Origin of the sequence: Flavobacterium sp. DSR3-2 (assembly GCF_049896525.1) — a bacterium.
Lineage (GTDB): Bacteria > Bacteroidota > Bacteroidia > Flavobacteriales > Flavobacteriaceae > Flavobacterium.
Genome location: NZ_JAFCUM010000017.1, coordinates 1 through 26,060 on the forward strand (window position 1 = coordinate 1; position 26,060 = coordinate 26,060).

A 26,060-nucleotide genomic window follows, 5' to 3' on the forward strand; every position below is an offset into this window, starting at 1 on the left:
AAGGTGGTTATTGCGGCGGGGCTCACCTCTTCCCTTCCCGAACAGAGTAGTTAAGCCCGCCTGCGCAGATGGTACTGCAGTTATGTGGGAGAGTATGTCGTCGCCTTTCTTTGAAAACCTCGTTCTGATGAACGGGGTTTTTTGTTTTATAGGCATCCGAAGCTGTTAAATAACGATGCGGTTTGGCGCCTTTTTTTAACTGAATAAAATTCGGAATGTATTAAATCCTCATCATTCAAATGATGAGGATTTTTTTGTGAATGCTAACATTATTGATATTTCAAGTTAATGGAGTTTAAGAATAGGTTAATTTATTGTCCTTTCGTGATCGTGGAGAGTTTGTACAAACTTTATGTCGTATTTTTGTTTAAAATATAAAAATATAATATGAAAAGAATTATTTTGTTTTTGGTACTTATTGTTTCTCTAAACTTGCAAGCTCAACAACGACCTAAATTGGTGGTAGGTATTGTCGTAGACCAAATGAAAATGGAATATCTATATCGTTTCTCGGATGATTTTTCTGCAAATGGTTTTAAAAGATTAATGAATAATGGATATACTTTTCACAATATGCATTATAATTATGTACCAACTTATACAGCTCCTGGCCATGCTAGTATTTATACTGGTACTACGCCATCTACACATGGAATAGTTGGAAATGATTGGTTCAATAAAGCTATAGGAAAAGATATGTATTGTACGGATGATGCATCTGTTTCAATACTAGGTAACGGTACAGAAAAAGAGGGGGCAATGTCTCCTAAAAATTTATTAAGTACCACAATTACTGATGAGTTGCGAATGGCTACAAATTTTAAAGGTAAGGTAATTGGTATGAGTATAAAAGATCGTGGTGCTATATTGCCAGCGGGTCATTTTGCTAATTGGGCATTTTGGTATAGTAAAACAGGAGCTTTTATTTCAAGTACTTTTTATGGTTCAGCACTGCCTAATTGGTTAACTGAATTTAACCAAGATAAGCGATATATGAATTACATTAACAAAGGATGGAATTTATTGAAGCCGATAGACACTTACAATGAAAGTCTTGCTGATGACAATCCGTATGAAGGTAAATTAGATAAAGCTAATGCACCTGTTTTTCCATATGATTTAAGTAAGATGTATAAAGAAAAAGGAGCAGATGTTTTGAGAACTACACCTTTTGGTAATGATATTTTGGCAGAGTTAGCGATGAAAGCTATAGAAAAAGAAGAATTAGGGAAAGATGATATCACAGATTTTTTGACGGTTAGTTTTTCTTCAACGGATTATGTAGGACATACTTTTGGACCGCGTTCTATAGAGTTACAAGACACTTATTTGCGTTTAGATCAAACCATTGCTCAGTTTTTAAACTATTTAGACAAAACCGTTGGAAAAGATAATTACTTGCTTTTTCTGACTGCTGATCACGCTGGAGCTGAGAATCCTAATTATTTAAAAGATAACAAATACAATGTAAAAAATATTCCTGCGAAAGACATTGTTGAAGCATTAAAAAAACATTCAAATGAAACCTTTGGTTCAGATTTGATATTAGATTATTCTAACTTTAATCTTTTTTTCAATAAAGAAATTATCAAACAGAAAGGATTAGAATTGGTGAAAGTGAAACAAAGTTTTAAGGACTTTTTGATGACACAAGAACAAGTTAAAAGAGTGTTCACTGAAGAGGAAATTTTAGCGTCATCAGGAGATGATTATTTTTTAAGTTTCATTTCTAAGGGTTATGATCCTAAACAAAATGGCGATATTGTTATACTTGATAAAGCAGGTTATATGCAATATCAAGCTACAGGAACTACACATGGTTCACCTAATAGTTATGATACTCATGTGCCTTTACTTTTTTATGGATGGCAAGTTCCAAAAGGAGAATTGCACGCTAAAAAATACATTACCCAAATTGCACCAACGCTTTCACAAATGTTGAAAATTCCATTTCCAAATGGGACTGAATCCGAAGTGTTAGAAACTCTTTTAGATAAAAAATAAAAATTGGTCTTATTTATTTTTGAACAAAAAAAATCCCGTCTCATTAAAAGTGAGGCGGGATTTGTATTTTAAACTGTGGCCATTGCTGCAGGTAATGGAATTTGATTTTTAAGTAAATCTTCAAAGGTTTCATGTGCTCTGATTAGATGCCCTTCGCCGTTCATCCATAATACTTCGGCTGGTTTGTATCTTGAGTTGTAGTTTGAAGCCATAGAGAAACAATACGCTCCCGCATTTCTAAAAGATAAAATATCACCTTCTTTTATTTCTGCAATTTTTCTGTTATTAGCAAAAGTATCTGTCTCACAAATATATCCAACAACGGAGTAGAAACGTTCTTTCCCTTTCGGGTGTGAAATATTTTCAATATGATGTTGTGAACCGTAAAACATTGGTCTAATCAAATGATTAAAACCGCTATCTATTCCTGCAAAAACCGTAGAAGTAGTTTGTTTAACGACATTAACTTTAGCCAAAAAGAAACCAGCTTCACTTACTAGAAATTTACCAGGTTCAAATATCAAGGTTAATTCTTTTCCATATTCGGTACAAAAGGCATTGAATCTTTTTGATAATTTTTTACCTAACTCTTCAATGTCCGTCTCGATATCGTCTTTTTTATAAGGCACTTTAAATCCACTTCCGAAGTCTAAAAATTCTAGATTTTTAAAGTTTTTTGCAGCGTCGAATAATATTTCTGCAGCATATAAAAACACTTCGATGTCAAGAATATCAGAACCAGTATGCATGTGTATCCCTACAATATTCATTTTTGTATTTTCAACAATGCGAACTAAATGAGGTAATTGGTGAACAGAAATCCCAAATTTACTATCAATATGACCAACAGATATATTAGCATTTCCACCTGCCATTACATGTGGATTTATTCTAATGCAAACAGGAACACTTGGATATTTTGTTCCGAACTGTTCTAATATGGATAAGTTGTCAATGTTTATTTGAACTCCCATAGCGTTAACTTCTTCAATTTCTTCAAGAGAAACACCATTTGGAGTGTAAAATATTTTTTCTGGCTCATAGCCGGCATGAAGTCCTAATAATACTTCCTGAATGGAAACGGTATCTAAACCAGACCCCATTTCTTTCAACAATTGGAGGATCGCAACATTAGACAATGCCTTCATCGCGTAATTAATGCGCAACTTATTAACCTTAGAAAAAGCTTTTGATAATCTGTTATATTGAGATTGTATTTTCTCGGCATCGTAAACGTATAATGGACTGCCAAATTGTTCTGCTAATTGTACTAAGTCTTTTGATTGCATGATTATTAATTTTGAGCAAATTTATTACTCTTTATTTAGTTCCACAAGCTAATATTGGAATTCTAACAAATTATAACAAAAAGTTATAAATTAAACATATGTTTGAAATTCTATAAAAAAATAACCCTTGACAAATTTTTCTATCAAGGGTTATAAAATATCATTTAGAACTATAAGTTGGGTAAATCGCCATCTCCTTTGGTCGGTAAATTGGTATAACCCATCAAGTATTTATCGACTTCTCTGGCAGCTTCACGACCTTCAGATATTGCCCAAACAATTAATGATTGTCCTCTTCGCATGTCACCTGCAGTAAATATATGGGGAACATTCGTTTGATAATTGTTCGCTTTATAATTGCTTCTCATATCAATTTCTAATCCTAATTGATCACTTAATGTTTTTTCAGGACCAGTAAATCCCAGTGCTAACAGAGCTAAATCACAAGGCCATATTTTTTCCGAACCTTCTTTTTCTATCAATTCAGGTCTTTGTCCAGATGTCATTTTCCAAGCCACTTCAACGGTTTTTAAACCTACAAGTTCCCCTTTTTCATTAGAAATGAATTCTTTGGTGTTGATTAACCAGTTTCTATTACAACCCTCTTCATGTGAAGAGGAAGTTTTTAATTGCAATGGCCAAAACGGCCAAGGTGTCGTTTCACTTCTTCCACCTGGTGGTTTTGGTAAAATCTCAAAATTAGTAACTGATTTAGCTCCGTGTCTGTTTGATGTTCCAACGCAATCTGAACCAGTATCTCCACCACCAATAACGATCACATCTTTACCGGCAGCGTTTATTTGATCAGGGATTACCTCACCATATAGTGATTTCGTTTGTTGCGTCAAGAAAGTCATTGCTTGAATAACTCCTTTACTTTCTATTCCTTTAGTAGGTAAACTTCTTCTTTCGGTTGCACCACCGCATAATACGATTGAATCAAAAGAATTTAATTCTTCAACACTATAATTTACGCCAACATTTATATTTGTTTTAAAAGTAATTCCTTCGGCTTCCAGTACTTTAACGCGTCTGTCAATAATCCCTTTTTCTAGTTTGAAATTTGGAATTCCATAACGTAATAAACCTCCTATTGCATTGTCTCTTTCAAAAACCGTAACGGTATGTCCTGCTCGATTTATTTGTTGTGCCGCCGCTAATCCAGCAGGACCAGAGCCTATTACAGCTACTGTTTTTCCTGTTCTAACTTCGGGCTGTTGTGGTTTTATCCAACCTTCAGCAAAGCCTCTTTCGATAATATTTTTTTCGATATTTTCGATAGCTATTGGCTCGCTGATAATTCCTAACACACATGATTTTTCACATGGAGCAGGGCATAAACGGCCTGTAAATTCCGGAAAGTTATTGGTTGATTGCAATATTTTTAATGCACTTTCCCATTCTTCCTGATGCACCATATCATTAAAATCAGGTATTAAATTCCCTAATGGACAAGCACTGTGACAAAATGGAATACCACAATCCATGCATCTAGATCCTTGTTCTTTGATTTTATCATTGGTTAATGGAATTTTAAATTCATTATAATTTGATACTCTTTCTAGAACAGCAACATTGCTTTCGTCGGTTCTAGTATATTCTTTAAATCCTCCTATCTTTCCCATAACTATAGTGCTAGTAGTTCTTCAATTTGTTTTTCTTCGGCTAATCGTTGCAATGCTTTTTTGTAATCAGTAGGCATTACCTTGACAAAATGGTTGCTTTGATTTTCCCAATCTTCTAAAATCCTTTTTGCCAAAGGGCTATTGGTATACATAGAATGATTTTTTATCAAACGTCTCAGTTTAATAAAGTCATCTTCTTCGAATATTTCAAAAGCGACCATTTCCATATTACATAAGGTAGCGTCGAATTTTTTATTTGGATCAAAAACATAAGCAATACCACCACTCATTCCTGCAGCAAAATTTCTGCCTGTTTTTCCTAGAACTACAACAGTTCCTCCAGTCATGTATTCGCATCCGTGATCTCCAATTCCTTCTACAACTGCTGTTGCTCCAGAATTTCTAACACAAAAACGTTCTCCTGCCATACCATTTATGTATGCCTCACCAGTAATAGCTCCATAAAGTGCAACGTTACCAATGATAATATTTTCTTCTGGTTTGAAAGTGGCAGATGGTGGGACTTTGATAATTAATTTAGCTCCAGAAAGGCCTTTTCCTAAATAATCATTACAGTTTCCATGAATTTTGAATGATAAACCATTGGTTGCAAAAGCACCAAAACTTTGTCCGGCTGATCCTTCAAAATCAACTAATATTGTGTCTTCAGGCAAACCTTGTGCGCCATATATTTTAGAAATCTCATTACTCAATATAGCTCCAACGGAACGATCCGTATTTTTAATTTTAAAAGTAACTCTGGTTCTTTCTTTTCGATAAATAGAAGGAATAGCGGCTTTTATAATATCAAAATCAAGCACATGTTCTAAAGCATGGTCTTGTTCTGTAGTATTGTGATTTGGTACTACTTTCGCTTTTTCTGGTTTATATAAAATTGTAGATAAATCTAATCCACTTGCTTTATAATGCTTAATGGCTTTATTGACATTCAATTTTTGCGATTGTCCCACCATTTCTTTTAATGTTCTATATCCTAATTGTGCCATGATTTCCCTCAACTCCTCAGCAATAAAATACATGAAGTTAATAATGTGTTCTGGCGTTCCTTTGAAATTTTTTCTCAGTTCCGGATCCTGTGTAGCAATTCCTACCGGACAAGTATTTAAGTGACACGCTCTCATCATAATACAACCCGATGCAACTAAAGGAGCAGTTGCAAAACCAAATTCTTCAGCGCCAAGTAATGCAGCAATGGCTACATCACGTCCTGTTTTCAATTGCCCGTCACATTCTAAAACTACACGACTTCTTAAATCATTTAGTATTAATGTTTGTTGCGCTTCGGCTAAACCAAGTTCCCAAGGAATTCCAGTATGTTGTAATGATGTTAGTGGAGCGGCTCCGGTTCCTCCGTCGTATCCAGAAATCAAGATTACATCGGCTTTTGCTTTAGCAACACCAGCAGCGATTGTTCCAACGCCCACTTCAGAAACTAATTTTACATTAATTCTAGCTTCACGATTGGCATTTTTTAAATCAAAAATCAACTGTGATAAATCTTCAATAGAATAAATATCGTGGTGAGGCGGCGGAGAGATTAATCCAACATAAGGCGTTGAATTTCTGACTTCAGCAATCCAAGGCACTACTTTTTCAGCTGGTAATTGTCCACCTTCTCCGGGTTTTGCGCCTTGAGCCATTTTTATCTGAATCTCTTTGGCATTTGTTAAGTAGTTAATAGACACTCCAAATCTTCCGGAAGCTACTTGCTTAATAGCACTATTTCTGGAATCTCCATTTAAGTCTTTTTGGAAACGTTTAGGATCTTCTCCACCTTCACCAGAATTACTTTTTCCGCCAATTCTATTCATGGCAATTGCCAAATTTTCATGAGCTTCCTGACTGATAGATCCGTATGACATTGCGCCAGTTTTGAATTTTTTTACAATTTCTGTCCAAGGTTCCACTTCGTCAATAGAAATTGGATCCAAATTATTGAATTCAAATAAGCCTCTAATTGTCATCAAGTTTTCGCTTTGGTCATTGACCATTTTAGCATATTCCTTGTAGCTTTCAGGACTATTTAAACGTACTGCTTGTTGTAGTTTAGAAATAGTTGTTGGATTAAACATGTGTTTTTCTCCTGATCTTCTCCACCTGTAAATTCCTCCAATTTCTAAAGGCAATAAATTGCTGACTTTTGAATTTGGAAATGCTTTTTGGTATCTTTTTTTGATTTCTTTTTCGACTTCCATCAGGCCTATTCCTTCAATTCTGGAAGGAGTATAAGGGAAATATTTTGAAGTAAATGTTTTATTTAATCCTAAAATTTCAAAAATCTGTGCCGCTCTGTAAGAATGTAAAGTAGAGATGCCAATTTTATTCATGATTTTCAGAATCCCCTTTGCAATAGCTTTATTGTAATTTTTAATAGCATAATCCGCTTTTATATTAGTAATAAAACCTTGGATAACTTGGTCATGAATAATTTCATTCACCATGTAAGGATTAATTGCGCTGGCTCCATAACCAAATAATAGGGCAAAATGATGTGGTTCGCGAGGTTCTGCGGATTCAATAATGATTCCAAATTTAGAACGAACTTTTAGAATGTTAAGCGAATGATGAATGTAAGAACACGCCAACAGCATCGGTATTGGAGCCATTTTTTCACTAACTCCTCTATCTGAAAGAATCACAATATTACAGCCTTCTGAAACCGCTTTAAAAGTTGCTTGAACCGCTCTTTCCAAAGCGCGTTCTAGACCATTTACCCCTTTTTCGTTATCGTATAAAGTAGCGATCGTTACTGATTTGAAATCAGCATGATCAATGTTTTTTACTTTATCTAAATCCTCGTTCGAAATAACTGGATTTTGAATTTTTAGTTTCTTACAATGTTTTGGAACAATATCAAAAATATTATAATCGCCACCAATCGCTAAACTGATATCAGTAATTATTTCTTCACGAATACCATCCAACGGTGGATTGGTAACCTGAGCAAATAATTGTTTAAAATAGTTGTATAACAGCTGTGGCTGATCTGACAAAACCGCTAACGGAGTATCATTTCCCATAGAACTTAATGCTTCTGCACCTTGAGTTCCCATTGGGTTTATGATTGTTTTTAAATCCTCTAACGTGTAGCCAAAAAGTCTTTGTCTTGTTTCAAAATCTATGTTTTCTACTGGAATTGGATTGTCAGTATATGGTATTTGAGCCAATTGTACCAAATTTTCATCCAACCATTGTTTGTAAGGACGTTTGGTAACAATTGCATTTTTGATCTCTTCATCTTCAATAATTCGACTTTCGTTCATGTCAACTAAAAACATTTTTCCCGGTTCTAAACGACCGTGTTGAATCACATCTTCGGGTTTGATGTCAAGAACTCCAATCTCTGAAGACATAATTACGAAACCACTTTTAGTCAATGTATATCGTGAAGGACGCAATCCATTTCTATCTAATAAAGCACCAATAACGTTACCATCAGTAAAAGGAATAGAAGCTGGACCATCCCAAGGTTCCATGATGCAAGCGTTGTACTCGTAGAATGCTTTTTTGTCGGCTGACATAGTTTGGTGTTTTTCCCAAGCTTCAGGGACAACCATCATCATCGCTTCCGGCAAAGAACGTCCCGTCATCAATAACAGTTCGATTACCATATCCATAGAAGCCGAATCTGATTTTCCTTCTAAAATAATTGGGAATAATTTTTTGATGTCATCACCAAAAACATCACTTTTCATTAGTTCTTCACGGGCCCGCATGCGGCTAATGTTACCACGAAGCGTATTTATTTCTCCATTATGACACATATATCGGAAGGGCTGAGCCAATTCCCATGAAGGAAATGTGTTGGTGGAAAAACGTTGGTGAACTAAGGCTAATCGAGTTACTAAGTCATCATCTAATAAATCCGTGTAATATCTGCTGATATCTTCAGGCATCAACAAACCTTTATATATTATGGTAGTGGTTGAAAAACTGGAAAAATAAAACATGTGACTTTCTGAAATTCTTGAATTTCGAATCGCATGTTCCGCTATTTTTCTTGCTGCAAATAACTTAGCATTAAATTGTTGTTCCGTAAGGTCTAATCCATTTTTACCAACAAATACTTGTTTAACGGTTGGTTCTTTCTCGCCGGCAATACGTCCTAAATTTGATGCGTCAACAGGAACGTCTCTCCATCCTAATATTTCTAGATTTTGACCGCGTATCGAAGTTTCAAAAGTAGTTTTACAAAAAACAACTTGATTTTTACTTTTAGGCATAAAAACCATTCCCACGGCATATTCCTTAGTTTCCGGGAGATCAAATTCGCAAATTTTCTTAAAAAAATCATGTGGGATATCAAACAATATTCCTGCTCCATCTCCAGTTCTGCCATCTGAACTTACAGCGCCCCGGTGTTCTAATTTGATTAATATATCAAGTGCTTTGTGTATAATATCATTTGACTTAATTCCATTTAAATTACAAATGAATCCAGCACCGCAATTGTCGTGTTCAAATTCGGGCAAATAAAGGCCTTGTTCTTTAACTCTCATGCTTAAATTTTTTTCTACAAAATTAAAGATTTAGTAACATATAAGAGGTGTAAAGGTTAAAAAAGGCTTGTTTTTACAGTTCTAACAGAAAAAGGTTGAATAAATCTCAATAATGATATTTAAACACATCCGATTTGATTTTTCGATAAAATGGAAATAAAAAAATACTGATTAAAGCGGTGATTTTGAAAGAAATATTTTGCCAATCATTTATCGTGATTATTTATAACAAATTTGTAGTTAATTTTTATATTTTTTTTATTTTAACAGTGGCTTTGTCTTTCTTTCTGTTATCTAGATTTAGAGCTACATTTAATTAAAAAAAAAATAACAGTTAAGTTTAATTTTGCTATTTTTGTGGCACTTTTATTCTGAAAGAAATTCAGAAGCCAGACAAATTCTATATTATGAACATACACGAATATCAAGGAAAAGAGATTTTAGCTAGCTACGGAGTTCGCATTCAACGCGGAATAGTTGCTAATAGCCCTGTAGAAGCGGTTGCTGCTGCAAAACAATTAACTGCCGAAACTGGTACAAGTTGGTATGTTGTAAAAGCCCAAGTTCATGCAGGTGGACGTGGAAAAGGTGGTGGAGTAAAACTTGCCAAAAATTTACAACAAGTTGAAGAGATTTCAGAGCAAATCATCGGAATGCAATTGATTACACCTCAAACTTCAGCTGAAGGTAAAAAAGTACACAAAGTTTTAATCGCTGAAGATGTATATTATCCTGGTGAAAGTGAAACGTCGGAGTTTTACGTTTCTGTTTTATTGAACAGAGCTACAGGTAGAAATATGATTATGTATTCTACTGAAGGTGGAATGGATATTGAAGAAGTTGCGGAACACACTCCTCATTTAATTTTTACTGAAGAAATTGACCCTTCTGTTGGATTGCAAGGTTTTCAAGCAAGAAGAATTGCTTTTAACTTAGGCCTTTCTGGAAACGCTTTCAAAGAAATGGTAAAATTCATCGATTCTTTATACAATGCTTATATTGGATCTGATGCTTCGATGTTTGAAATCAACCCGGTTTTAAAAACATCTGACAATAAAATTATGGCTGTAGATGCTAAAGTAAATATCGATGATAATGCTTTATACAGACAAAAGAAATATGCTGATATGCGTGACATTCGTGAGGAAAATCCAATCGAAGTGGAAGCAAAAGAAGTAGGGTTAAACTATGTAGATCTTGACGGTACAGTAGGATGTATGGTGAACGGAGCGGGTTTAGCAATGGCAACTATGGATTTGATCAAATATGCTGGTTTTGAGCCTGCTAACTTTCTTGACGTAGGTGGAACTGCTGATGCAAAACGTGTTGAAACTGCTTTCCGTATTATCTTAAAAGATCAAAACGTAAAAGCTATTTTGATTAATATTTTTGGTGGAATCGTTCGTTGTGACCGTGTGGCGCAAGGAGTTGTTGATGCTTACAAAAATATGGGTGATGCAATTAAAGTGCCAATCATTGTTCGTTTGCAAGGTACAAATGCAGCGATCGCAAAAGAATTAATTGATAATTCAGGAATGCCAATTTTATCTGCTGTTGAATTCCAAGAAGCAGCTGATCAAGTTAAAGCAGCGCTTTCATAATTAGAAAATAGTTATAAATTTAAAATCCTGTTTGCTTCAGCAAACGGGATTTTTTTTTGGATGATTACAAGTTTTTAAGGAGAACAAATCATAATAATAATTGAAAATGCAAAGTTTTCTGCTTTACAACAATTATCTTTGTTTTTAATGTTTTTTAGTAATTATGAAACTCCAGATACAAAATAGTTTTACTGCCGAATTACCTGCTGATCCCAATCAAATCAATGTTCCAAGACAGGTTCATCAAGCTTGTTATTCTTACGTGTTACCCAAAAAACCTTCAAATCCTTCGCTGATTCATACTTCAATTGAAGTAGCAAATGCTATTGGTCTCTCTCAGGAAGATATACTTTCAGCTGATTTTTTAAATACTTTTTCAGGAAGTACCATTTATCCGGGCAGCAAACCGTATGCTTTGAGTTATGCGGGACATCAATTTGGGAATTGGGCAGGACAATTAGGAGATGGTCGTGCCATTAATCTTACTGAAGTAGTTCATGAAAATAGTACATACACTCTACAGCTAAAAGGAGCAGGGCCAACACCATATTCCAGAACCGCCGATGGTTTCGCCGTTTTGCGTTCTTCCATACGAGAATATTTGTGTGCCGAAGCGATGCATTATTTGGGTGTTCCCTCAACACGGTCGCTTTCGCTAATGCTTTCTGGCGATCAGGTATTGCGAGATGTTTTATATAATGGAAATCCTGCCTACGAAAAAGGTGCTATCGTTTGTAGAGTGGCTCCATCATTTATTCGTTTTGGTAGTTTTGAATTATTTGCTTCCAGAGAAGACCATGTAAATCTCAAATTATTGACAGATTTCACCATCAAACATCATTTTCCTCATATTAAAAAAGAGGGTGTCGAAAGATATCTTGCTTTTTTTAAAGAAGTTACTCAAACTACGCTGAGCATGATTGTACACTGGCAACGCGTTGGTTTTGTTCATGGAGTTATGAATACGGATAATATGTCAATTCACGGCATCACCATTGATTACGGACCTTACGGTTGGTTAGAAGACTACAATTCCACTTGGACGCCTAATACAACGGATAACCAACATAAAAGATACCGTTTTGGCAACCAACCAGAAATTGCGTTATGGAATTTGTATCAATTGGCCAATTCTTTGTATCCTTTGATAAAAGATGCAAAACCACTGGAAACTATTTTGAATGCTTACAGTACTGATTACGAAAAGGAGTATTTGAATATGGTGCAAAATAAACTCGGTTTCCAAATCAAAAAAGAACAAGATGTAGTTTTGATTCAGAGTTTAACTCAATTACTTGAAAAGGTAGAAACCGATATGACGATTTTCTTTAGAAATCTAAGTAATGTTATTAAAGCTGATACTGCAATAACAGCTTTGAATACCATAAAAGACGCCTTTTACAATGAAAAAGCTTTAGATGAAACAATCTTGAAAGATTGGCACGATTGGTTTGAGATGTACAGCATTCGAATCAATGAAGAAACACTTTCGGATGTTGAAAGAAAAAAGCAAATGAATCAAGTGAATCCAAAATATGTACTGCGAAATTATATGGCACAATTGTGTATTGATGACGCAGATAAGGGTGACTATGCTTTGCTAAAAGAATTATTTGAAATGCTTAAAAATCCGTACGATGAACAACCAAATTCCCAGAAATGGTTTGCCAAAAGACCCGATTGGGCCAGAGATAAAGTAGGATGTTCGATGTTGAGTTGTAGTTCTTAAAAGAGAATATAAACACGATTAAATTACATTAAATATAGAATCTACTTAATACCAATTGCTTGATGACCTTTTATTAAAATCTTGTTTTTATTTTCTAAGTTTTCTTTGGTTTTTCCTAAGATGTTGATTATGTCAAATTTGGTATTGCTTTTTCTAAAATTGTAAAATGCTTCTGAATTAGTGACTTCTACTTTTAAAATATAGTTTCGGTCTAATTTGAAAGTTTCAATATCGTCTTTTATAAATGTTCCATTTATCATAAAAATGACATCGTTACTTTTGATTTTGGTAAATTCAGATTTAATTTGTTTCAAACTTATGAAATTATATTTCTTAGTAACTTTGGAAGTAATATATATTTGACCACAATACATAACACCATTAATAGTGGTGTCCTTTTTGATAACATTTACAGATTCAATTTCATTTGGGTCAATATGTTCCATTGTCGTCGACGTAACTAAAATTGAATCAAAAAACATTGCGGGTTCTTCTATTTTATTATTTTGTCCAAAAAATAAGGAAGTGAAAAAGAATATTGAGAAGGTTAGAATGCATTTCATTTTTGTAGAATTTAATTACTAATGATAAATAAATATACAAAAAATCCTGAACTCACATTCAGGATTTTATTATTGTATTAGTTTGCAATTTCTTGAATCGCATCCGATTCATATATTTTAAATCCTTTATTGTTTGTTTGAGCTATTTTCAAAAGTGCTGTGGCTACCGTTTTGCTTTCGATAGGTTTGTACTTTTTTAAATTTCCAACGAATAAGAAGCTAAGTGTTTTCATAAAAAAAGCACCTACTTTTTCTCCTAATCTAAATTCAGTTCGGTTTCCCAAAAGAAGGGAAGGTTGCAATACATCAACGCTTTCAAAATCACAATCTTTAAGAAAATCTTGAATTTCTCCTTTTGTTTTCAAATAGAAATTTCCGGATTTTGCATTAGCACCAAGAGATGAAATAATTAAATAGTTTTTGACTTTATTCTGCAAAGCAAAAGCGGCAAACTGTTTTGGATATCCAAAATCTACTTTTCTAAAAGCTTCTTTACTTCCTGCTTTTTTGATTGTTGTGCCAATCGTACAAAAGAAATCATTACCAACAACTAAATCTTTATAAGTTTCGGGCTTGTCAAAATCAATGATGTGTTGCGTTAATTTTGGATGCTTTATTCCTGTATCTCTTTTTACAAAAGTGATCACTTTTAGATAATCATTGCTATCTAATAGTAAATTTAATAGCTCTGAACCTATTAAACCGGTGCTTCCAATAATCAAAGCCGTTTTCACAGTTATGATTTTTTATTCTTACCGAAGTTGAATTTTACTTTTTCTACCACCTGAACTTTTGGAGCTACTTTTGAGAATTGTTTTTTGAATGGTTTTTTAGCAGCAGGTTTCGATTTTGAAGGACTTTCGTCACCTCTTGATCTCTCCTCGTCTCTTGGCTTTGCTTTAAATTCAGCTCTTTCAGAAGTTCCTTCCTTTACAGGAATTTGAGCTTTATGTTTGGCCAAAACATCATTTGGATTTTTTGGATTTTCTTTCGTACCACGCAAGTGAATTACTAATGCATTTAGGAAGTTACGCAACACTTGGTCGCCACATTCCATATAGTTTTCATGTTTTTCATCACGGAAAAAAGCACCCAATTCTGATTTAGTGATTCTAAAATCTACTAATTCTAATATTTCAACTATTTGATCATCGCGTAACATTAAAGCTACGCGAAGTTTTTTAAAGATATCGTTATTTGTCATCATATTCTAATTTTTTACAAAGGTACGGTTTAAAAGCAATTAGAGCACAATTTTAGATTTAGAATTGGAGCACTTTCAAATGTCCTTAATTAAAGTTACACCGGTTCCATTGATTTCAGAATAGCTTATTTTTCCAAAATCTATTGTTATACCAGTTGCTATGTCTTCAGCTAAAAGCAATGCACCGTCCATATCGACATAATCCAATTGTGGCAATAAATGTGCAATTGCAGATATTCCAACGGTCGATTCAGTCATACAACCCACCATTGTTTTCAAACCTAATTTCTTGGCTTCTTCAATCATTCGTCTTCCGGGAGTTAATCCGCCACATTTCATTAATTTGACATTCACTCCATGAAAATGATGGTGACATTTAGCCACGTCTTGCTCAATTATACAACTTTCGTCAGCAATTATTGGTAAAACAGAATGTTTGAAAACTTCCTTGTGTCCTTCCCAATTGTCGGCATTCATTGGTTGTTCTAAGAATTCAACACCTAATTTTTTCAGCTCAACAGCATTATTTATGGTTTCTTCCACACCCCAACCACAATTGGCGTCAATTCTAAAAGTGGCATTCGTATGTTTTCGAAGTTCTTTGACAATGGCAATATCTTCGTTGGTTCCCAGTTTTATTTTATAAATTGGCCAAGGCAATTCTTTTATTTTTGCTACCATTTCTTCGATTGTAGCAATTCCAATTGTATAATCAGTTAATGGTTTTTTGTCAATGTTATAATTCCACAATTCGTACAATTTCTTTCCTTTTTTTCTCGCGTACCAATCATTGTATGCCATATCCAAAGCGCATAATGCAAACATATTTTCTTTTAAATACGGGTGAATTTTTGACCAAAATTCTTCGGGTGTTTCATCTGTAGTGTTTCCGATTACCGTGCGAATTTTTTCTAAATCTTGCATCATCATCGGAACTGTTGTCTTGTAATATGGATTAGAAGTTGCTTCGCCAAAACCTGAAAAACCTTCACTTTGGAATTCCACAATCAAGCAAGGCTGGAAGTCTATAGATTTTCTGGAAATTGTAAACGTATGTTTTAATTTAAGGTTGTATTCTCTAAGGATTAATTGCATGTGAATCTGTTTTTTACACTAAAAATTAATGAGTTTCTTCAAAGATGCCATTTAATAGCCAAGCCATAAAATTGCTTTTACAAAACCATCGCGCCATAATTTTTCATTATGTTGTCCGCCTTTTACAATTTTCTTTTCATTCAAATTCAGGCAATAACATCGATTTGAATTTAGCAAACGTTCCATTTTGTTCAAATCTGAAACCATATCGTCGCTTTCACTGTCGCCGCAGAGAAAATAGACTTTAGATTTTATCTTTTCGGATTTTTCAGTAAGATTGTAAATGTCTTTGGCAAACCAAAAAGAAGGCGAGAAAACACCTGCTTTTCCAAATATTTCAGGGTATTTTAAAACGGCATAATAAGAGGTAAGTCCACCAAGGGAACTTCCCATGATAATCGTATTTTTCTTTTTGGTTTTTGTTGGATACGTTTTGTCGATTTGTGGTTTTAATGTTTTTACGATAAATTCTAAATAACTGTCCGCTTTTCCTCCACCGTATTTTTCGTTTTTAAAAGGCGTTAATTCATCGATTCGTTTGTCATTTCCGTGTTCAATTCCTACTACAATAACTTGTGCTTTTAAGCTGTCCAGTTTTTCATCGACATTCCATTCACCCGAATAGGAAGTTTTTTCATCAAATAAATTTTGAGCGTCGTGCATGTAAATTACGGAGAATTTCTTTTTGGACGCTAAATAATTTTCGGGTAAATACACCCAAATTTTCTTTGTGGTTTGAAGTTGTGGTGCTTCAATAGTGAAGGTAGAAACTTGTTTTGAAGCGGTACTTCGTTTCGACTCTTTAGCGTCCTGAGCAGCAATATTTGCTATAGTAAAAAAGAAGAGCAGGAGTAGGAACTGTGGTCGAATCATTTTTAGTTTTTGTGTTTTGATTTAAAAACAATATTTTAGCTAAAAATAATAATTTGATGAATACATTCGAAGAAAAGAGGAGTTTAGTTTTGGAGATGATTGCTTTTTCTACTGTCGACGGACATTTGCATAAAAGAGAATATGAATTTTTGGCAATTGTTGCTAGTGAGTTGGGATTTGGAATTGATGTTTTTAAAGATTTGTTTCATCAAGAACTGCCGCAAATCCCTATTAAATCGGAGTTTTTACGTATTCAGCAATTTTACAGATTGGCTTTGTTGATGTATAGTGACGGAATTTTACACCAAAAAGAATCGGTTGCAATCCAACAAATAGCACTTGAAATGGGACTTAATCCTGTCGCTACAAAACGTATTCTTAAGTTGATGAATGAAGCACCAAACGCTATAATTGATGGCGAAGTTTTATTAAATGTTTTTCAGGAGCAACATAATTAAGTTAGTTGTCCTTGTAACGCTTTAATTTCATCACGTAATTTTGCAGCTTGCATGAAGTCTAAATCTTTGGCTGCTTTTTCCATTGATTTCCGTTTTTCGCGTATGCGTTTTTCAATCTCTACTTTGGATAGATACAAGTTTTCGGGTTCGGCGGCCGTATTTATTGTGTAGCCTAATTCATAATCAGCTAATGGGTTTTTAGTAAAGGCGCTTTCAATTTTTTTGTTTAACGCCATCGGTACAAGATTATTTTCAGTATTGTGATTAATTTGCTTGGTTCTACGATAATTCGTTTCGTCAATGGTTTTTTGCATGCTATTGGTAATTTTATCAGCATACATAATCGCTTTTCCATTCAAGTTTCTCGCCGCACGACCAATTGTTTGCGTAAGCGAACGATGACTTCGCAAAAAACCTTCTTTGTCTGCATCTAAAATTGCCACCAAAGAAACTTCAGGTAAATCCAACCCTTCACGGAGTAAATTTACACCTATTAGAACATCGAAAATTCCTTTTCGCAAATCTTGCATAATTTCTATTCGTTCCAAAGTGTCTACTTCAGAGTGAATGTAACGGCAACGAATATTGACCTTGGTTAAATATTTGGCCAATTCTTCCGCCATTCTTTTGGTTAAAGTCGTCACTAAAACTCGTTCGTCAATTTCTGCCCTAACCTGAATTTCTTCAATTAAATCATCAATTTGGTTTAAACTTGGTCGAATTTCAATAATGGGATCCAATAATCCTGTGGGACGAATCACTTGTTCGACAACAACTCCCTCCGTTTTTTGCAATTCGTAATCAGCTGGCGTTGCAGAAACATAAATAACCTGATTTTGCATCGCTTCAAACTCTTCAAATTTTAAAGGGCGGTTGTCCATTGCAGCGGGAAGTCTAAAACCATATTCCACTAAATTTTCTTTTCGGCTTCTGTCTCCGCCATACATTGCGCTAACCTGAGAAAGTGTCACGTGACTTTCGTCTACAACCATCAAATAATCTTTTGGAAAATAATCCAATAAACAGAAAGGTCTGGTTCCTGGTAAACGACCATCAAGGTAGCGGGAATAATTTTCAATTCCGGAACAATAGCCAAGTTCCCGAATCATTTCCAAATCAAAATTGGTGCGTTCTTCCAATCGTTTTGCTTCAAGATGTTTTCCTATTTCTTTAAAATAATCGACCTGTTTTACTAAATCCTGTTGGATTTCCCAAATTGCATTTTGCAAAACATCTGGAGACGTCACAAACATGTTAGCGGGATAAATCGTCAGTTTTTCAAATTTTTCGATTACTTGAGAATTCTTTGTGTCGAAACTTTCAATTTCTTCGATTTCATCACCAAAAAAATGAATTCGATAAGCTTCATCAGCATAACTTGGATATACATCAACCGTATCGCCTTTTATTCTAAAACTTCCGGGATTAAAATCGGCTTCCGTTCTGGAATATAAACTTTGCACCAGTTGATGCAATAATTTGGTTCTAGAAATAATTTGTCCTTTCTCAATTGGAATCAAGTTTTTCTGAAATTCGACAGGATTTCCTATACCGTACAAACACGAAACCGATGCGACGACCAAAATATCTCTACGTCCGGATAGCAACGAAGCAGTTGTTGACATTCGCATTTTTTCCAGTTCTTCATTGATAGATAAGTCTTTCTCAATAAAAACACCGGTTACGGGCATAAAAGCTTCGGGTTGGTAATAATCGTAATAAGAAACGAAGTATTCCACAGCATTATTCGGGAAAAATTGTTTGAATTCCGAATATAATTGTGCTGCCAACGTTTTATTGTGTGCTAAAACTAATGTTGGTCTTTGTACCTCCTGAATGACATTAGCAACGGTAAATGTTTTTCCGGATCCGGTAACTCCTAAAAGTGTTTGGAATTTATCACCATCAATAATCCCCTGAGTCAATTTTTCAATCGCTTGAGGTTGGTCGCCCTTCGGCTGGTAATCAGATACTACTTGGAAATTCATTTACAACAAAAACAAAGGTTAAGAGGAACAAAGGTACAACGTTTGGATTCTTCTTTTACCTAAGTTTAAGCCAAAAAAAAGCCATCAACTGTTTGTTGATGGCTTTCCTTTGTATAAAAGATGTTTTTCTAAAAACTGAAGCTTAATCTGGCGAAAACAAAACGACCGTTTTGACCAAATTGAGAGGTGTTTCTTGAATATATAAATTGATTTGCATTGGATAAATCTATTGTCGATGGCGCCGCTGTGTAATTGATAGCTCCTGATACTAATCTTGGTCTAATTGCAGTTTGCGTTCCAAGATTCATATCCGGATATATGTCAAAAATATTATTTGCTCCAATAACTATTTTTGCAGCATCAGTAATTTTGAAACCAACAGATAAATCCGTAATTATTTTAGCGCCCCAGATCGGGTGCTCAATCTCTACCGCTTGACCGTTTATTATAATACCTTCAACTCTTCCATCTCCGTTTACGTCTGCTGTATTTGGATCAGTAACTTTACCAAAATAAACATTTCTCAAGAAGAAATCGAATTTTTTGTAGCTAATCGAATTAGTCAAATTAGCTTTAACTCTTGGAATTGCTTCTTGTAAGTACACTCTACTTGCTTCAGAATAGTATCTGTTTATCTGACCGGCAGCTGCTAAAACTGGAGAAGCGTGAATATCTCCCACTCTGTAGGTATTTGAAAAAGTTCCTGACAGATCTGTTTTCAGAGAAACATTATTTCCAAAACTTGTTTTATGACTTATTACAATATCAATTCCTTTTGATTCCGTGTCAATCGCATTAGCAAAGAAAGTTGCAGCAGTTGCTCCGGCTGTATCAAATAATGCATTCAAAATTGCATTTGGAGACCCTGCGGCAGGAGTCCCACCCGGTCTTGAAAATTGATCAGTAAGCACTACTCTGTCCGCTATTTTTACAATGTAAGCATCGGCTGTCAATGTTAAATTTGCAGTTGGTATTTTAGCTGTAAAACCAATGCTGGCACTTTGAGATTCTTCCTGTTTCAATTTAGGAATTCCTAGCAATTGTGCTGCTTGCGAATCATTACTGAAAGTTCCAACCTCAAATGGTACACCGCCCACAAATTGTGTAGCAGTTGAATTGAAATAGATTTGGTGTAATGAAGGTGCTCTAAATCCAGTTGAAACAGCGCCGCGTAAATTGATATTTTCTGTTACTTTATAACGAGTCGCTACTTTGAAATTAGTAGTATTTCCAAAATCCGAATAGTTCTCAAAACGAACGGCTCCATTTACTAGCCATTTGTCAGTAACGTCTAGTTCTAAATCGGTATAAACGGCAACACTATTACGGTCTTTGTCAATTGCATTTGCAGGGCGGAAACCAGGAAATACTTGAGAGCCATTTGGTCTTGCAGAACCAAAAAAGTCTGTCACTCTAATATTTGACGCTGTTGTTCCTGTAACTACTCCTCCGTTAATGTCATATAAATTATAAGATTCCGGCTGACCTGCATTGATAGCGAAGTTTTCATGACGATATTCTGCGCCAAAAGCAACGTTTAATCCTTCAAGAACATCAAATTTTCTGTTCATGTCAAAATTTGTTGTGTTTTGGGCGAAAGCCAAACCACCGGCATCAAATTCAGTTGGAGACTTTTCTCTTAAAGAGGCATTCACTGTATTCTCAACTCCGTAATCAAAAGCATTTCTTCCAAAAGTGTTACTTAAGTCAAAATTCCAATTTTCGAAAATCATACCTCTAAGACCGGCTGCAATGGAGACGTCGTTGATTGTTGAATGTATTTCCGGTAAAAATCCGTTTGGATACAATCCTGTATATGATCGGGCTTGATTTGGTCTTCTGTAAAAACCTGCAGCTTCACCATCTCTATAACTAGTTCCTCCGAAAGCATACGCTTCTAATTTGTCAGTAATTGGATAGGCGGCATTCAAAAAGAATTGAGCACTTTTTAAGGAAGATTGTCCTACTCTCATGTTGAAATTTCTTCTTTCAAGACCTCGATACGCTAACTCTCCGGCAGTTGCATCAAAATTTAATGCAGTTTGCATTTGAGAAATAGTAGCAGCACCAGTGATAGCAGTTTGTTGCGCTGCTGTAAAATAACCCACTGTAGGAGCATATTGTTTTATTGTGGTAAGTATTTGTGCCGTATTTGGAGTATTATTTATGTTTCCAAAAAGAGCATTAATATTTGTTCCAGCTTCAGCAGCTCTTTGTTCAACAGCATTATAGGCATTAAATAAATTACCGGTCACATCTTTAGCTCGGCTAGTAGCATCTCTAAGTTGAAAACTGGCAGTTGCATTAATAAAGCTTTTCTCTTTGCCAAGACCAGTTCCGTAATTTAAGTCTAATTGGTAATTAGCACCGTCAATACCACCATTATGATCATTGGCTCCTTTTGAAAGATTTCCTCCTCCAAAAAGGGCAACATCTAATTTATTGGTATTTTTCTTGACGTTAATGTTGATTACACCTGCAATAGCATCAGAACCATATTGTGCTGAAGCACCATCTCTCAATACTTCGATTTTTTCGATTGCAAAAGCAGGAATTGCATTTAAATCTGTTCCAACAGATCCTCTTCCAGGAGAACCATTAATATTTACTAAAGAAGAAGTATGTCTTCTCTTTCCGTTTATTAAAACCAACACCTGATCAGGACCTAAACCTCTTAATTGTGCGGGATCAATGTGATCCGTACCATCCGCTACAGTTGTAGTATTTGATGTAAACGATGGCGCAACCATGTTCAAAATTTGATTTAAGTTGACTTGTGGTCCTTGAGAAGCAATGTCTTTCATAGAAATCACATCAATTGGTACAGCAGATTCTGTTACTGTTCTGGTAGGATTTCTAGAACCTAGTACAACAACATCTTGAAGGGTTTCTCCGCTTCCCGTTAAAATAACGTTTAACGTAATTCCTGTTACAGTCACCGATTTCGTTTCAAGTCCTACATACGAAAATTGTAAAACATCCCCTGTTTTTGCAGTGATTGTAAACTTACCGTCAGCATCTGTAGTTGTGCCTCTGGAAGTCCCTTTTAAGAGTACAGTTGTTCCTGGTAAGGTAGCATTAGACTCATCAGTTACGACTCCCGAAACTTTCATTTCTTGGGCAGTTAATCCTGCCGCAAAAAGAAAGCTCAGAATAAAAAATAATTTTTTCATTTTTGGTTTTTTAGGTTGTAACGGCTAAATTACTACTAAAATAACGTTAATTTTTATAAAATAATTACTAAAATTATTAATTGAGGTATTGACATTTTTTTTGGATTATTTAACAACAAATATAAAATGATTTGTTTGTTTTTTGGAAATATAAAAAATTTTTGCTTGGTGGATAATTTGTGAGAATAAGCAATAATAATGAGTATGAAAATTTTCGCCTAAAATTTCCACGCTTTTTGCTGTACTTCACTCAAAAATGTCCAGGCTACAATTCGGCTATTTTTTTGGCCTTGAGCCATGTCAATTGTTTTAATTTGGACAGCACTTACTTTGTTTAATGTCTTGTAAAGACTGGAAAGATTCTCTTTTTTAGAAACTAAAGTTGTGAACCATAAACATTGCATCGGATATTTTGCACTTTCGAAAATCATCTGGGTAACGAAACCTAATTCACCACCTTCACACCATAATTCAGCATTATGGCCACCAAAATTTAAAACAGGTTTAATTACTTTGCTCCCGGCGCTACGGGATTCTAAATTATTGATTTTTCTTACCGTACTTTTCGTGGCTTCATCCTGTGAGGCATGAAAAGGAGGATTGCAAATAGTGAATGTAAACTTGTCTTCGGGAGTGATTATATTTTTAAAAATAAAACGCGATTCCGTTTGTTGTTGTAAACTTATCGCATCAATTAGTTTTGGATTATCTTCAATGATCGCACTGCAATTTTCAATTGCTTTTAAATCAGTATCAGTTCCTACAAAACTCCATCCGTACGCTGAATTACCAATTATAGGATAAATGCAATTGGCACCGACACCAATATCTAAACCTTGAACAGTTTCCCCTTCAGGAATGATTCTGTTGTTGCTTGAAGCTAATAAATCCGCTAAATAGTGAATATAATCCGCTCTTCCCGGAATGGGCGGACAAAGATAATTTTTAGGAATATCCCAGTTTTGAATGTCATAATGGGATAATAATAATGCTTTGTTAAGTGACTTTACCGCATCAGGGTTGCTAAAATCGATGGTCTCAATTTTATATTCATTGACAGAAACAAAAGTTTTTAATTCAGGAGATTTTTCTATTAACTGCTCAAAATCATATCCAAATCTGTCAAGATTTCTAGGATGTAAATTAGTCTTTTCGGTAATCGTTTTCGGTTTCATTTTCTATATTTCGGTGCAAAGATAGCGATTCCTATTTTGTAAATTGCTAAAGGCCACTAAGACCCATTAAACAGGTGAAAAAATAATCATAAAATTATACTGTTGCCGTTTTTTCGAAAACAAAAAACGGTTACTTTTATAAAAAATACAAATAGCATGACTTTTATGCCCGCTTCATTTCATTTTAAAAAGAGATACATAGTTTACTGTTTAATTTTTTTATATTTCTTACTATGTCAGTCCTGTATGACGATGCGATTTTCTAATAAAGAAACAACAAAATTTTTCGCTGCATCTAAAACAGAATTTCAGGATAAAACAATGGATTTTGATGGTTATAAAATTCATTATGTAGAAACGGGAACTATTCAAAATCCAACTTTGTTTTTTGTACACGGTTCGCCGGGAAGTTGGAATGCTTTCAAAGAATATCTTAAAGACAGTTTGTTACTGAAAAAATACCGAATGATTGCCATAGACCGTCCGGGTTTTGGTTACAGTGATTTTGGTGACGCTCAAAATTTAAGGGTACAGTCTCAAAGAATATCTGAGTTTATAAAAAAAATAGATAATAAAAAGCCGCTAATTTTGGTGGGACATTCCGTTGGTGGCCCAGTTGTGGCTCAGTTAGCCGTAGATAATCCGTCTTGGTATAAACGATTGGTGATAGTGTCAGGCTCATTGGACCCGAAAGCTGAAAACCCAGAGAAATGGAGAACCGTTATCAAAACATCACCTTTGCGGTATCTGATTCCCGGAGCATTACGACCTTCCAATGATGAATTGTGGTGGCTGAAACAGGATTTGGTCGCTTTAGAACCAGAGTTGAAAAAGATTACTTGCGATGTTACCATTATTCACGGAACAAAAGACGCTTTGGTGCCGTACAGCAATGTTGCCTTCATGAAAAAAATGTTTGTCAATGCAAAATCAATTGATACAATAACTATCGAAAAAGCGAATCATTTTATTCCCTGGAGCCATTATGAAATTGTGAGAAACGCATTGTTGAATATTCAATAAATGCTAATCCAAGCATTCCATCATCAATAAATCGCCTTCGTTATGTTCGATTGTCACAATGCCGTCGTTGATGACATGATTACTGCTTCCAGTTCTGTAACCAATGGTCAAACTATCATCTTTCAATGGGTAATATAAATTATTCGAATGTATTCCAGTCACATGACCGATGGGAATTAATGAAATGGGGGTGTCTGCCGTGTACCATTTTTCGAATTTCTTAGGCAATAAAAACACTTTTGAATGATCGTCCAGAATGACAATTTTCAATAGATTTCTGTATCGTGTAATGTTGGTCAGATTGGTAATCGTATGATCGGCTCTACGTCCCGTGGCCCAAACAACATTGACTGCAGGAATTTTTCTTTCGATTAAATAGTCAAAAGCCTTCTCTAAATCGGTTTTATTTTGATCTGGCGTATGAATGATTTCGATGGGGTACTGTGAGGTTTTATAAATTTCAGGATCAAATCCTCTGTCGAAATCTCCTAAAAGCACATCGACTTTGATATCTAATTCCATGACACGAACCATAGCCGAATCTAATACGACTACAAGCGGCGACCATTCCAATAACTGGCCCAACAGTTCCGGATTACAGGAGGCACCATTGGCAATAATTAAAGCAGGTTCTTGGTCGTCCCGAACGATATGGTGTGAAGACATACTTAATGATGAATTATAAATTATGATGCAAAAGTAAATAAAAGTTCTCGTTTTATCTCTCACGTACTAGCCCGGATGGCAATGAAAACCAAAACAGGTTGTAAACTTTAGTTTTCCGACGGTAAAAGAGCGACCAAAGGAAGCTCCTTATATGGACTGGAAAACTGTTTAGAACCTGTTTTTTGGTTGTAATGAACAGCTGGATTAGCTCCTAATTATTCAATAGTGTAATTTCTAATAGCAACTTCACTGAGGGAGAAATAGCCCAAAGGATAATTCGCCGCATCGGTGGTGTTGATAATATTTCCTCTCACAGTTGCAGGTGGAGATTGAAACGGTCCACCGCCATTATTTCCTGCAATACTCACCAAAACACTCATGTAATTGTAATAGGCTTTAGAAATTCCGAAGTGGCTTATTTCAATTTTATCACCTTTTTTTAACTCGTCATTTTGCGAGATACTAAAGAATTCGTTTCCGTTAAAAAACTCGTCTAGGTCCACATAAAAGTTTAATTTCACTTGGTTCGAGTATAAATATTTGTAGAGGTAATAATTGCTTTCACCCGTTGGATCTTGATAAAATGTTTTAATTTCTATATCTGTTCCTGTGAAACCGCCTTTATTGTTTTGAACAATTTTAGTTATTGTCGCAACTGGTTTCAATGTTTCAACAGCGGTGTAGGTATTGCCATTTCTGATAACGGTTAACGTGTAGGTTTCGTTAATGACCGGAATAAAAGTAGCGCAACTGTATTCGCCTGTTTTTAGGATTTCTATAAAATTGAAAACAACATTGGTACTGTTTTTTATGGAAACTGTTGCTCCGGAAACTTTTGGAATTTCAGTACTATAAAAACTGGTTGTAGTGGTGAGTTTTATTTTTTGTTGATTTCCTGAAGTTCCTTTTTTCCAATTAATTGCTGCTTCAATAACCAGTTTTGGTGGTGCATTGTCTAAATCTACTTCGACTACATCTTCGCAACTTGCCGAAAAAACGGCGATGATAAATATTAGGGAGACTATTATTTTTTTCATGTTTTCATTGTTTTATTTTGTGCTCTTACTGATTGCT

The 26,060-nt window shown here is 34.9% G+C and carries 18 protein-coding genes and 1 rRNA gene; 6 read left to right on the plus strand and 13 right to left on the minus strand.

What is annotated here, in order from left to right; translation table 11 throughout:
- Positions 1 to 109 (plus strand): 5S ribosomal RNA (gene rrf / locus ACP7AV_RS15785).
- Between the two features lie 278 nt (positions 110 to 387).
- Positions 388 to 2,004, plus strand: coding sequence for an alkaline phosphatase PafA (gene pafA / locus ACP7AV_RS15790; protein WP_426092769.1), 1,617 nt, complete (start codon positions 388 to 390; stop codon positions 2,002 to 2,004).
- A gap of 68 nt (positions 2,005 to 2,072) precedes the next feature.
- Here the strand turns inward: pafA and lysA are convergent, their stop codons facing one another.
- The 3 genes from lysA to gltB form a co-directional block, all read right to left on the minus strand.
- A complete protein-coding gene (lysA, locus tag ACP7AV_RS15795; protein ID WP_426065314.1) occupies positions 2,073 to 3,293 on the minus strand; it encodes a diaminopimelate decarboxylase in 1,221 nt (406 codons plus the stop codon).
- A gap of 170 nt (positions 3,294 to 3,463) precedes the next feature.
- Positions 3,464 to 4,918 (minus strand): glutamate synthase subunit beta, encoded by a 1,455-nt coding sequence (locus tag ACP7AV_RS15800; RefSeq protein ID WP_426092770.1) that lies wholly within the window; start codon positions 4,916 to 4,918, stop codon positions 3,464 to 3,466.
- 2 nt (positions 4,919 to 4,920) lie between these two features.
- On the minus strand, positions 4,921 to 9,438 hold the full coding sequence (gene gltB / locus ACP7AV_RS15805) for a glutamate synthase large subunit (RefSeq protein WP_426092771.1): 4,518 nt from the start codon (positions 9,436 to 9,438) through the stop codon (positions 4,921 to 4,923).
- A 407-nt stretch (positions 9,439 to 9,845) separates the two neighbouring features.
- Here gltB and sucC point away from each other — a divergent pair, with 407 nt between their 5' ends.
- Together sucC and ACP7AV_RS15815 are read left to right on the plus strand one after the other, a co-directional pair.
- Positions 9,846 to 11,039: an ADP-forming succinate--CoA ligase subunit beta gene (gene sucC / locus ACP7AV_RS15810; RefSeq protein WP_091208171.1), complete on the plus strand. Its 1,194-nt coding sequence runs from the start codon at positions 9,846 to 9,848 to the stop codon at positions 11,037 to 11,039.
- Between the two features lie 160 nt (positions 11,040 to 11,199).
- A complete protein-coding gene (locus ACP7AV_RS15815; RefSeq protein WP_426092810.1) occupies positions 11,200 to 12,768 on the plus strand; it encodes a protein adenylyltransferase SelO in 1,569 nt (522 codons plus the stop codon).
- 41 nt (positions 12,769 to 12,809) lie between these two features.
- On the opposite strand, the gene ACP7AV_RS15820 is transcribed toward ACP7AV_RS15815, so the two are convergent.
- The 5 genes from ACP7AV_RS15820 to ACP7AV_RS15840 all read right to left on the minus strand — a co-directional run bounded on the left by ACP7AV_RS15820 (position 12,810) and on the right by ACP7AV_RS15840 (position 16,503).
- On the minus strand, positions 12,810 to 13,331 hold the full coding sequence (locus ACP7AV_RS15820) for a hypothetical protein (protein ID WP_426092772.1): 522 nt from the start codon (positions 13,329 to 13,331) through the stop codon (positions 12,810 to 12,812).
- A 77-nt stretch (positions 13,332 to 13,408) separates the two neighbouring features.
- On the minus strand, positions 13,409 to 14,065 hold the full coding sequence (locus ACP7AV_RS15825; RefSeq protein ID WP_426092773.1) for an oxidoreductase: 657 nt from the start codon (positions 14,063 to 14,065) through the stop codon (positions 13,409 to 13,411).
- A 2-nt stretch (positions 14,066 to 14,067) separates the two neighbouring features.
- A complete protein-coding gene (locus tag ACP7AV_RS15830; RefSeq protein ID WP_426092811.1) occupies positions 14,068 to 14,535 on the minus strand; it encodes a DUF1456 family protein in 468 nt (155 codons plus the stop codon).
- Between the two features lie 75 nt (positions 14,536 to 14,610).
- Positions 14,611 to 15,630: a dipeptide epimerase gene (locus tag ACP7AV_RS15835; protein WP_426092774.1), complete on the minus strand. Its 1,020-nt coding sequence runs from the start codon at positions 15,628 to 15,630 to the stop codon at positions 14,611 to 14,613.
- A gap of 51 nt (positions 15,631 to 15,681) precedes the next feature.
- Positions 15,682 to 16,503 carry an alpha/beta hydrolase gene (locus ACP7AV_RS15840; RefSeq protein WP_426092775.1) on the minus strand — a complete coding sequence of 274 codons (822 nt, stop codon included), beginning with the start codon at positions 16,501 to 16,503 and terminating at the stop codon, positions 15,682 to 15,684.
- 56 nt (positions 16,504 to 16,559) lie between these two features.
- Here ACP7AV_RS15840 and ACP7AV_RS15845 point away from each other — a divergent pair, with 56 nt between their 5' ends.
- Positions 16,560 to 16,961 carry an excinuclease ABC subunit B gene (locus ACP7AV_RS15845; RefSeq protein ID WP_426065324.1) on the plus strand — a complete coding sequence of 134 codons (402 nt, stop codon included), beginning with the start codon at positions 16,560 to 16,562 and terminating at the stop codon, positions 16,959 to 16,961.
- Here ACP7AV_RS15845 and uvrB read toward each other — a convergent pair.
- The 3 genes from uvrB to rlmF all read right to left on the minus strand — a co-directional run bounded on the left by uvrB (position 16,958) and on the right by rlmF (position 23,297).
- On the minus strand, positions 16,958 to 18,949 hold the full coding sequence (gene uvrB, locus ACP7AV_RS15850; protein ID WP_426065325.1) for an excinuclease ABC subunit UvrB: 1,992 nt from the start codon (positions 18,947 to 18,949) through the stop codon (positions 16,958 to 16,960). The genes ACP7AV_RS15845 and uvrB overlap by 4 nt on opposite strands.
- A gap of 128 nt (positions 18,950 to 19,077) precedes the next feature.
- A complete protein-coding gene (locus ACP7AV_RS15855; RefSeq protein WP_426092776.1) occupies positions 19,078 to 22,122 on the minus strand; it encodes a TonB-dependent receptor in 3,045 nt (1,014 codons plus the stop codon).
- 218 nt (positions 22,123 to 22,340) lie between these two features.
- Positions 22,341 to 23,297 carry a 23S rRNA (adenine(1618)-N(6))-methyltransferase RlmF gene (gene rlmF / locus ACP7AV_RS15860; RefSeq protein ID WP_426092777.1) on the minus strand — a complete coding sequence of 319 codons (957 nt, stop codon included), beginning with the start codon at positions 23,295 to 23,297 and terminating at the stop codon, positions 22,341 to 22,343.
- Positions 23,298 to 23,543: 246 nt separating this feature from the next.
- On the opposite strand from rlmF, the gene ACP7AV_RS15865 reads away from it, so the two are divergent.
- Entirely contained in the window at positions 23,544 to 24,320 is a 777-nt protein-coding gene (locus ACP7AV_RS15865) for an alpha/beta fold hydrolase (RefSeq protein WP_426092778.1), read from the plus strand.
- Between the two features lie 3 nt (positions 24,321 to 24,323).
- Here ACP7AV_RS15865 and ACP7AV_RS15870 read toward each other — a convergent pair whose 3' ends face one another.
- Both ACP7AV_RS15870 and ACP7AV_RS15875 read right to left on the minus strand, forming a co-directional pair.
- Positions 24,324 to 24,986, minus strand: coding sequence for a thiamine diphosphokinase (locus tag ACP7AV_RS15870; RefSeq protein WP_426092779.1), 663 nt, complete (start codon positions 24,984 to 24,986; stop codon positions 24,324 to 24,326).
- Positions 24,987 to 25,201: 215 nt separating this feature from the next.
- Positions 25,202 to 26,023 carry a DUF4249 domain-containing protein gene (locus ACP7AV_RS15875; RefSeq protein ID WP_426092780.1) on the minus strand — a complete coding sequence of 274 codons (822 nt, stop codon included), beginning with the start codon at positions 26,021 to 26,023 and terminating at the stop codon, positions 25,202 to 25,204.
- Between the last annotated feature and the right edge of the window lie 37 nt (positions 26,024 to 26,060).

What these genes read in the sequence shown, in the direction of transcription:
- pafA (WP_426092769.1), top strand. Translation starts at nt 388, where the DNA reads ATGAAAAGAATTATTTTGTTTTTGGTACTTATTGTTTCTCTAAACTTG.
- lysA (WP_426065314.1), bottom strand. Translation starts at nt 3,293, where the DNA reads ATGCAATCAAAAGACTTAGTACAATTAGCAGAACAATTTGGCAGTCCA.
- ACP7AV_RS15800 (WP_426092770.1), bottom strand. Translation starts at nt 4,918, where the DNA reads ATGGGAAAGATAGGAGGATTTAAAGAATATACTAGAACCGACGAAAGC.
- gltB (WP_426092771.1), bottom strand. Translation starts at nt 9,438, where the DNA reads ATGAGAGTTAAAGAACAAGGCCTTTATTTGCCCGAATTTGAACACGAC.
- sucC (WP_091208171.1), top strand. Translation starts at nt 9,846, where the DNA reads ATGAACATACACGAATATCAAGGAAAAGAGATTTTAGCTAGCTACGGA.
- ACP7AV_RS15820 (WP_426092772.1), bottom strand. Translation starts at nt 13,331, where the DNA reads ATGAAATGCATTCTAACCTTCTCAATATTCTTTTTCACTTCCTTATTT.
- ACP7AV_RS15830 (WP_426092811.1), bottom strand. Translation starts at nt 14,535, where the DNA reads ATGACAAATAACGATATCTTTAAAAAACTTCGCGTAGCTTTAATGTTA.
- ACP7AV_RS15835 (WP_426092774.1), bottom strand. Translation starts at nt 15,630, where the DNA reads ATGCAATTAATCCTTAGAGAATACAACCTTAAATTAAAACATACGTTT.
- ACP7AV_RS15840 (WP_426092775.1), bottom strand. Translation starts at nt 16,503, where the DNA reads ATGATTCGACCACAGTTCCTACTCCTGCTCTTCTTTTTTACTATAGCA.
- ACP7AV_RS15845 (WP_426065324.1), top strand. Translation starts at nt 16,560, where the DNA reads ATGAATACATTCGAAGAAAAGAGGAGTTTAGTTTTGGAGATGATTGCT.
- uvrB (WP_426065325.1), bottom strand. Translation starts at nt 18,949, where the DNA reads ATGAATTTCCAAGTAGTATCTGATTACCAGCCGAAGGGCGACCAACCT.
- ACP7AV_RS15855 (WP_426092776.1), bottom strand. Translation starts at nt 22,122, where the DNA reads ATGAAAAAATTATTTTTTATTCTGAGCTTTCTTTTTGCGGCAGGATTA.
- rlmF (WP_426092777.1), bottom strand. Translation starts at nt 23,297, where the DNA reads ATGAAACCGAAAACGATTACCGAAAAGACTAATTTACATCCTAGAAAT.
- ACP7AV_RS15865 (WP_426092778.1), top strand. Translation starts at nt 23,544, where the DNA reads ATGACGATGCGATTTTCTAATAAAGAAACAACAAAATTTTTCGCTGCA.
- ACP7AV_RS15870 (WP_426092779.1), bottom strand. Translation starts at nt 24,986, where the DNA reads ATGTCTTCACACCATATCGTTCGGGACGACCAAGAACCTGCTTTAATT.
- ACP7AV_RS15875 (WP_426092780.1), bottom strand. Translation starts at nt 26,023, where the DNA reads ATGAAAAAAATAATAGTCTCCCTAATATTTATCATCGCCGTTTTTTCG.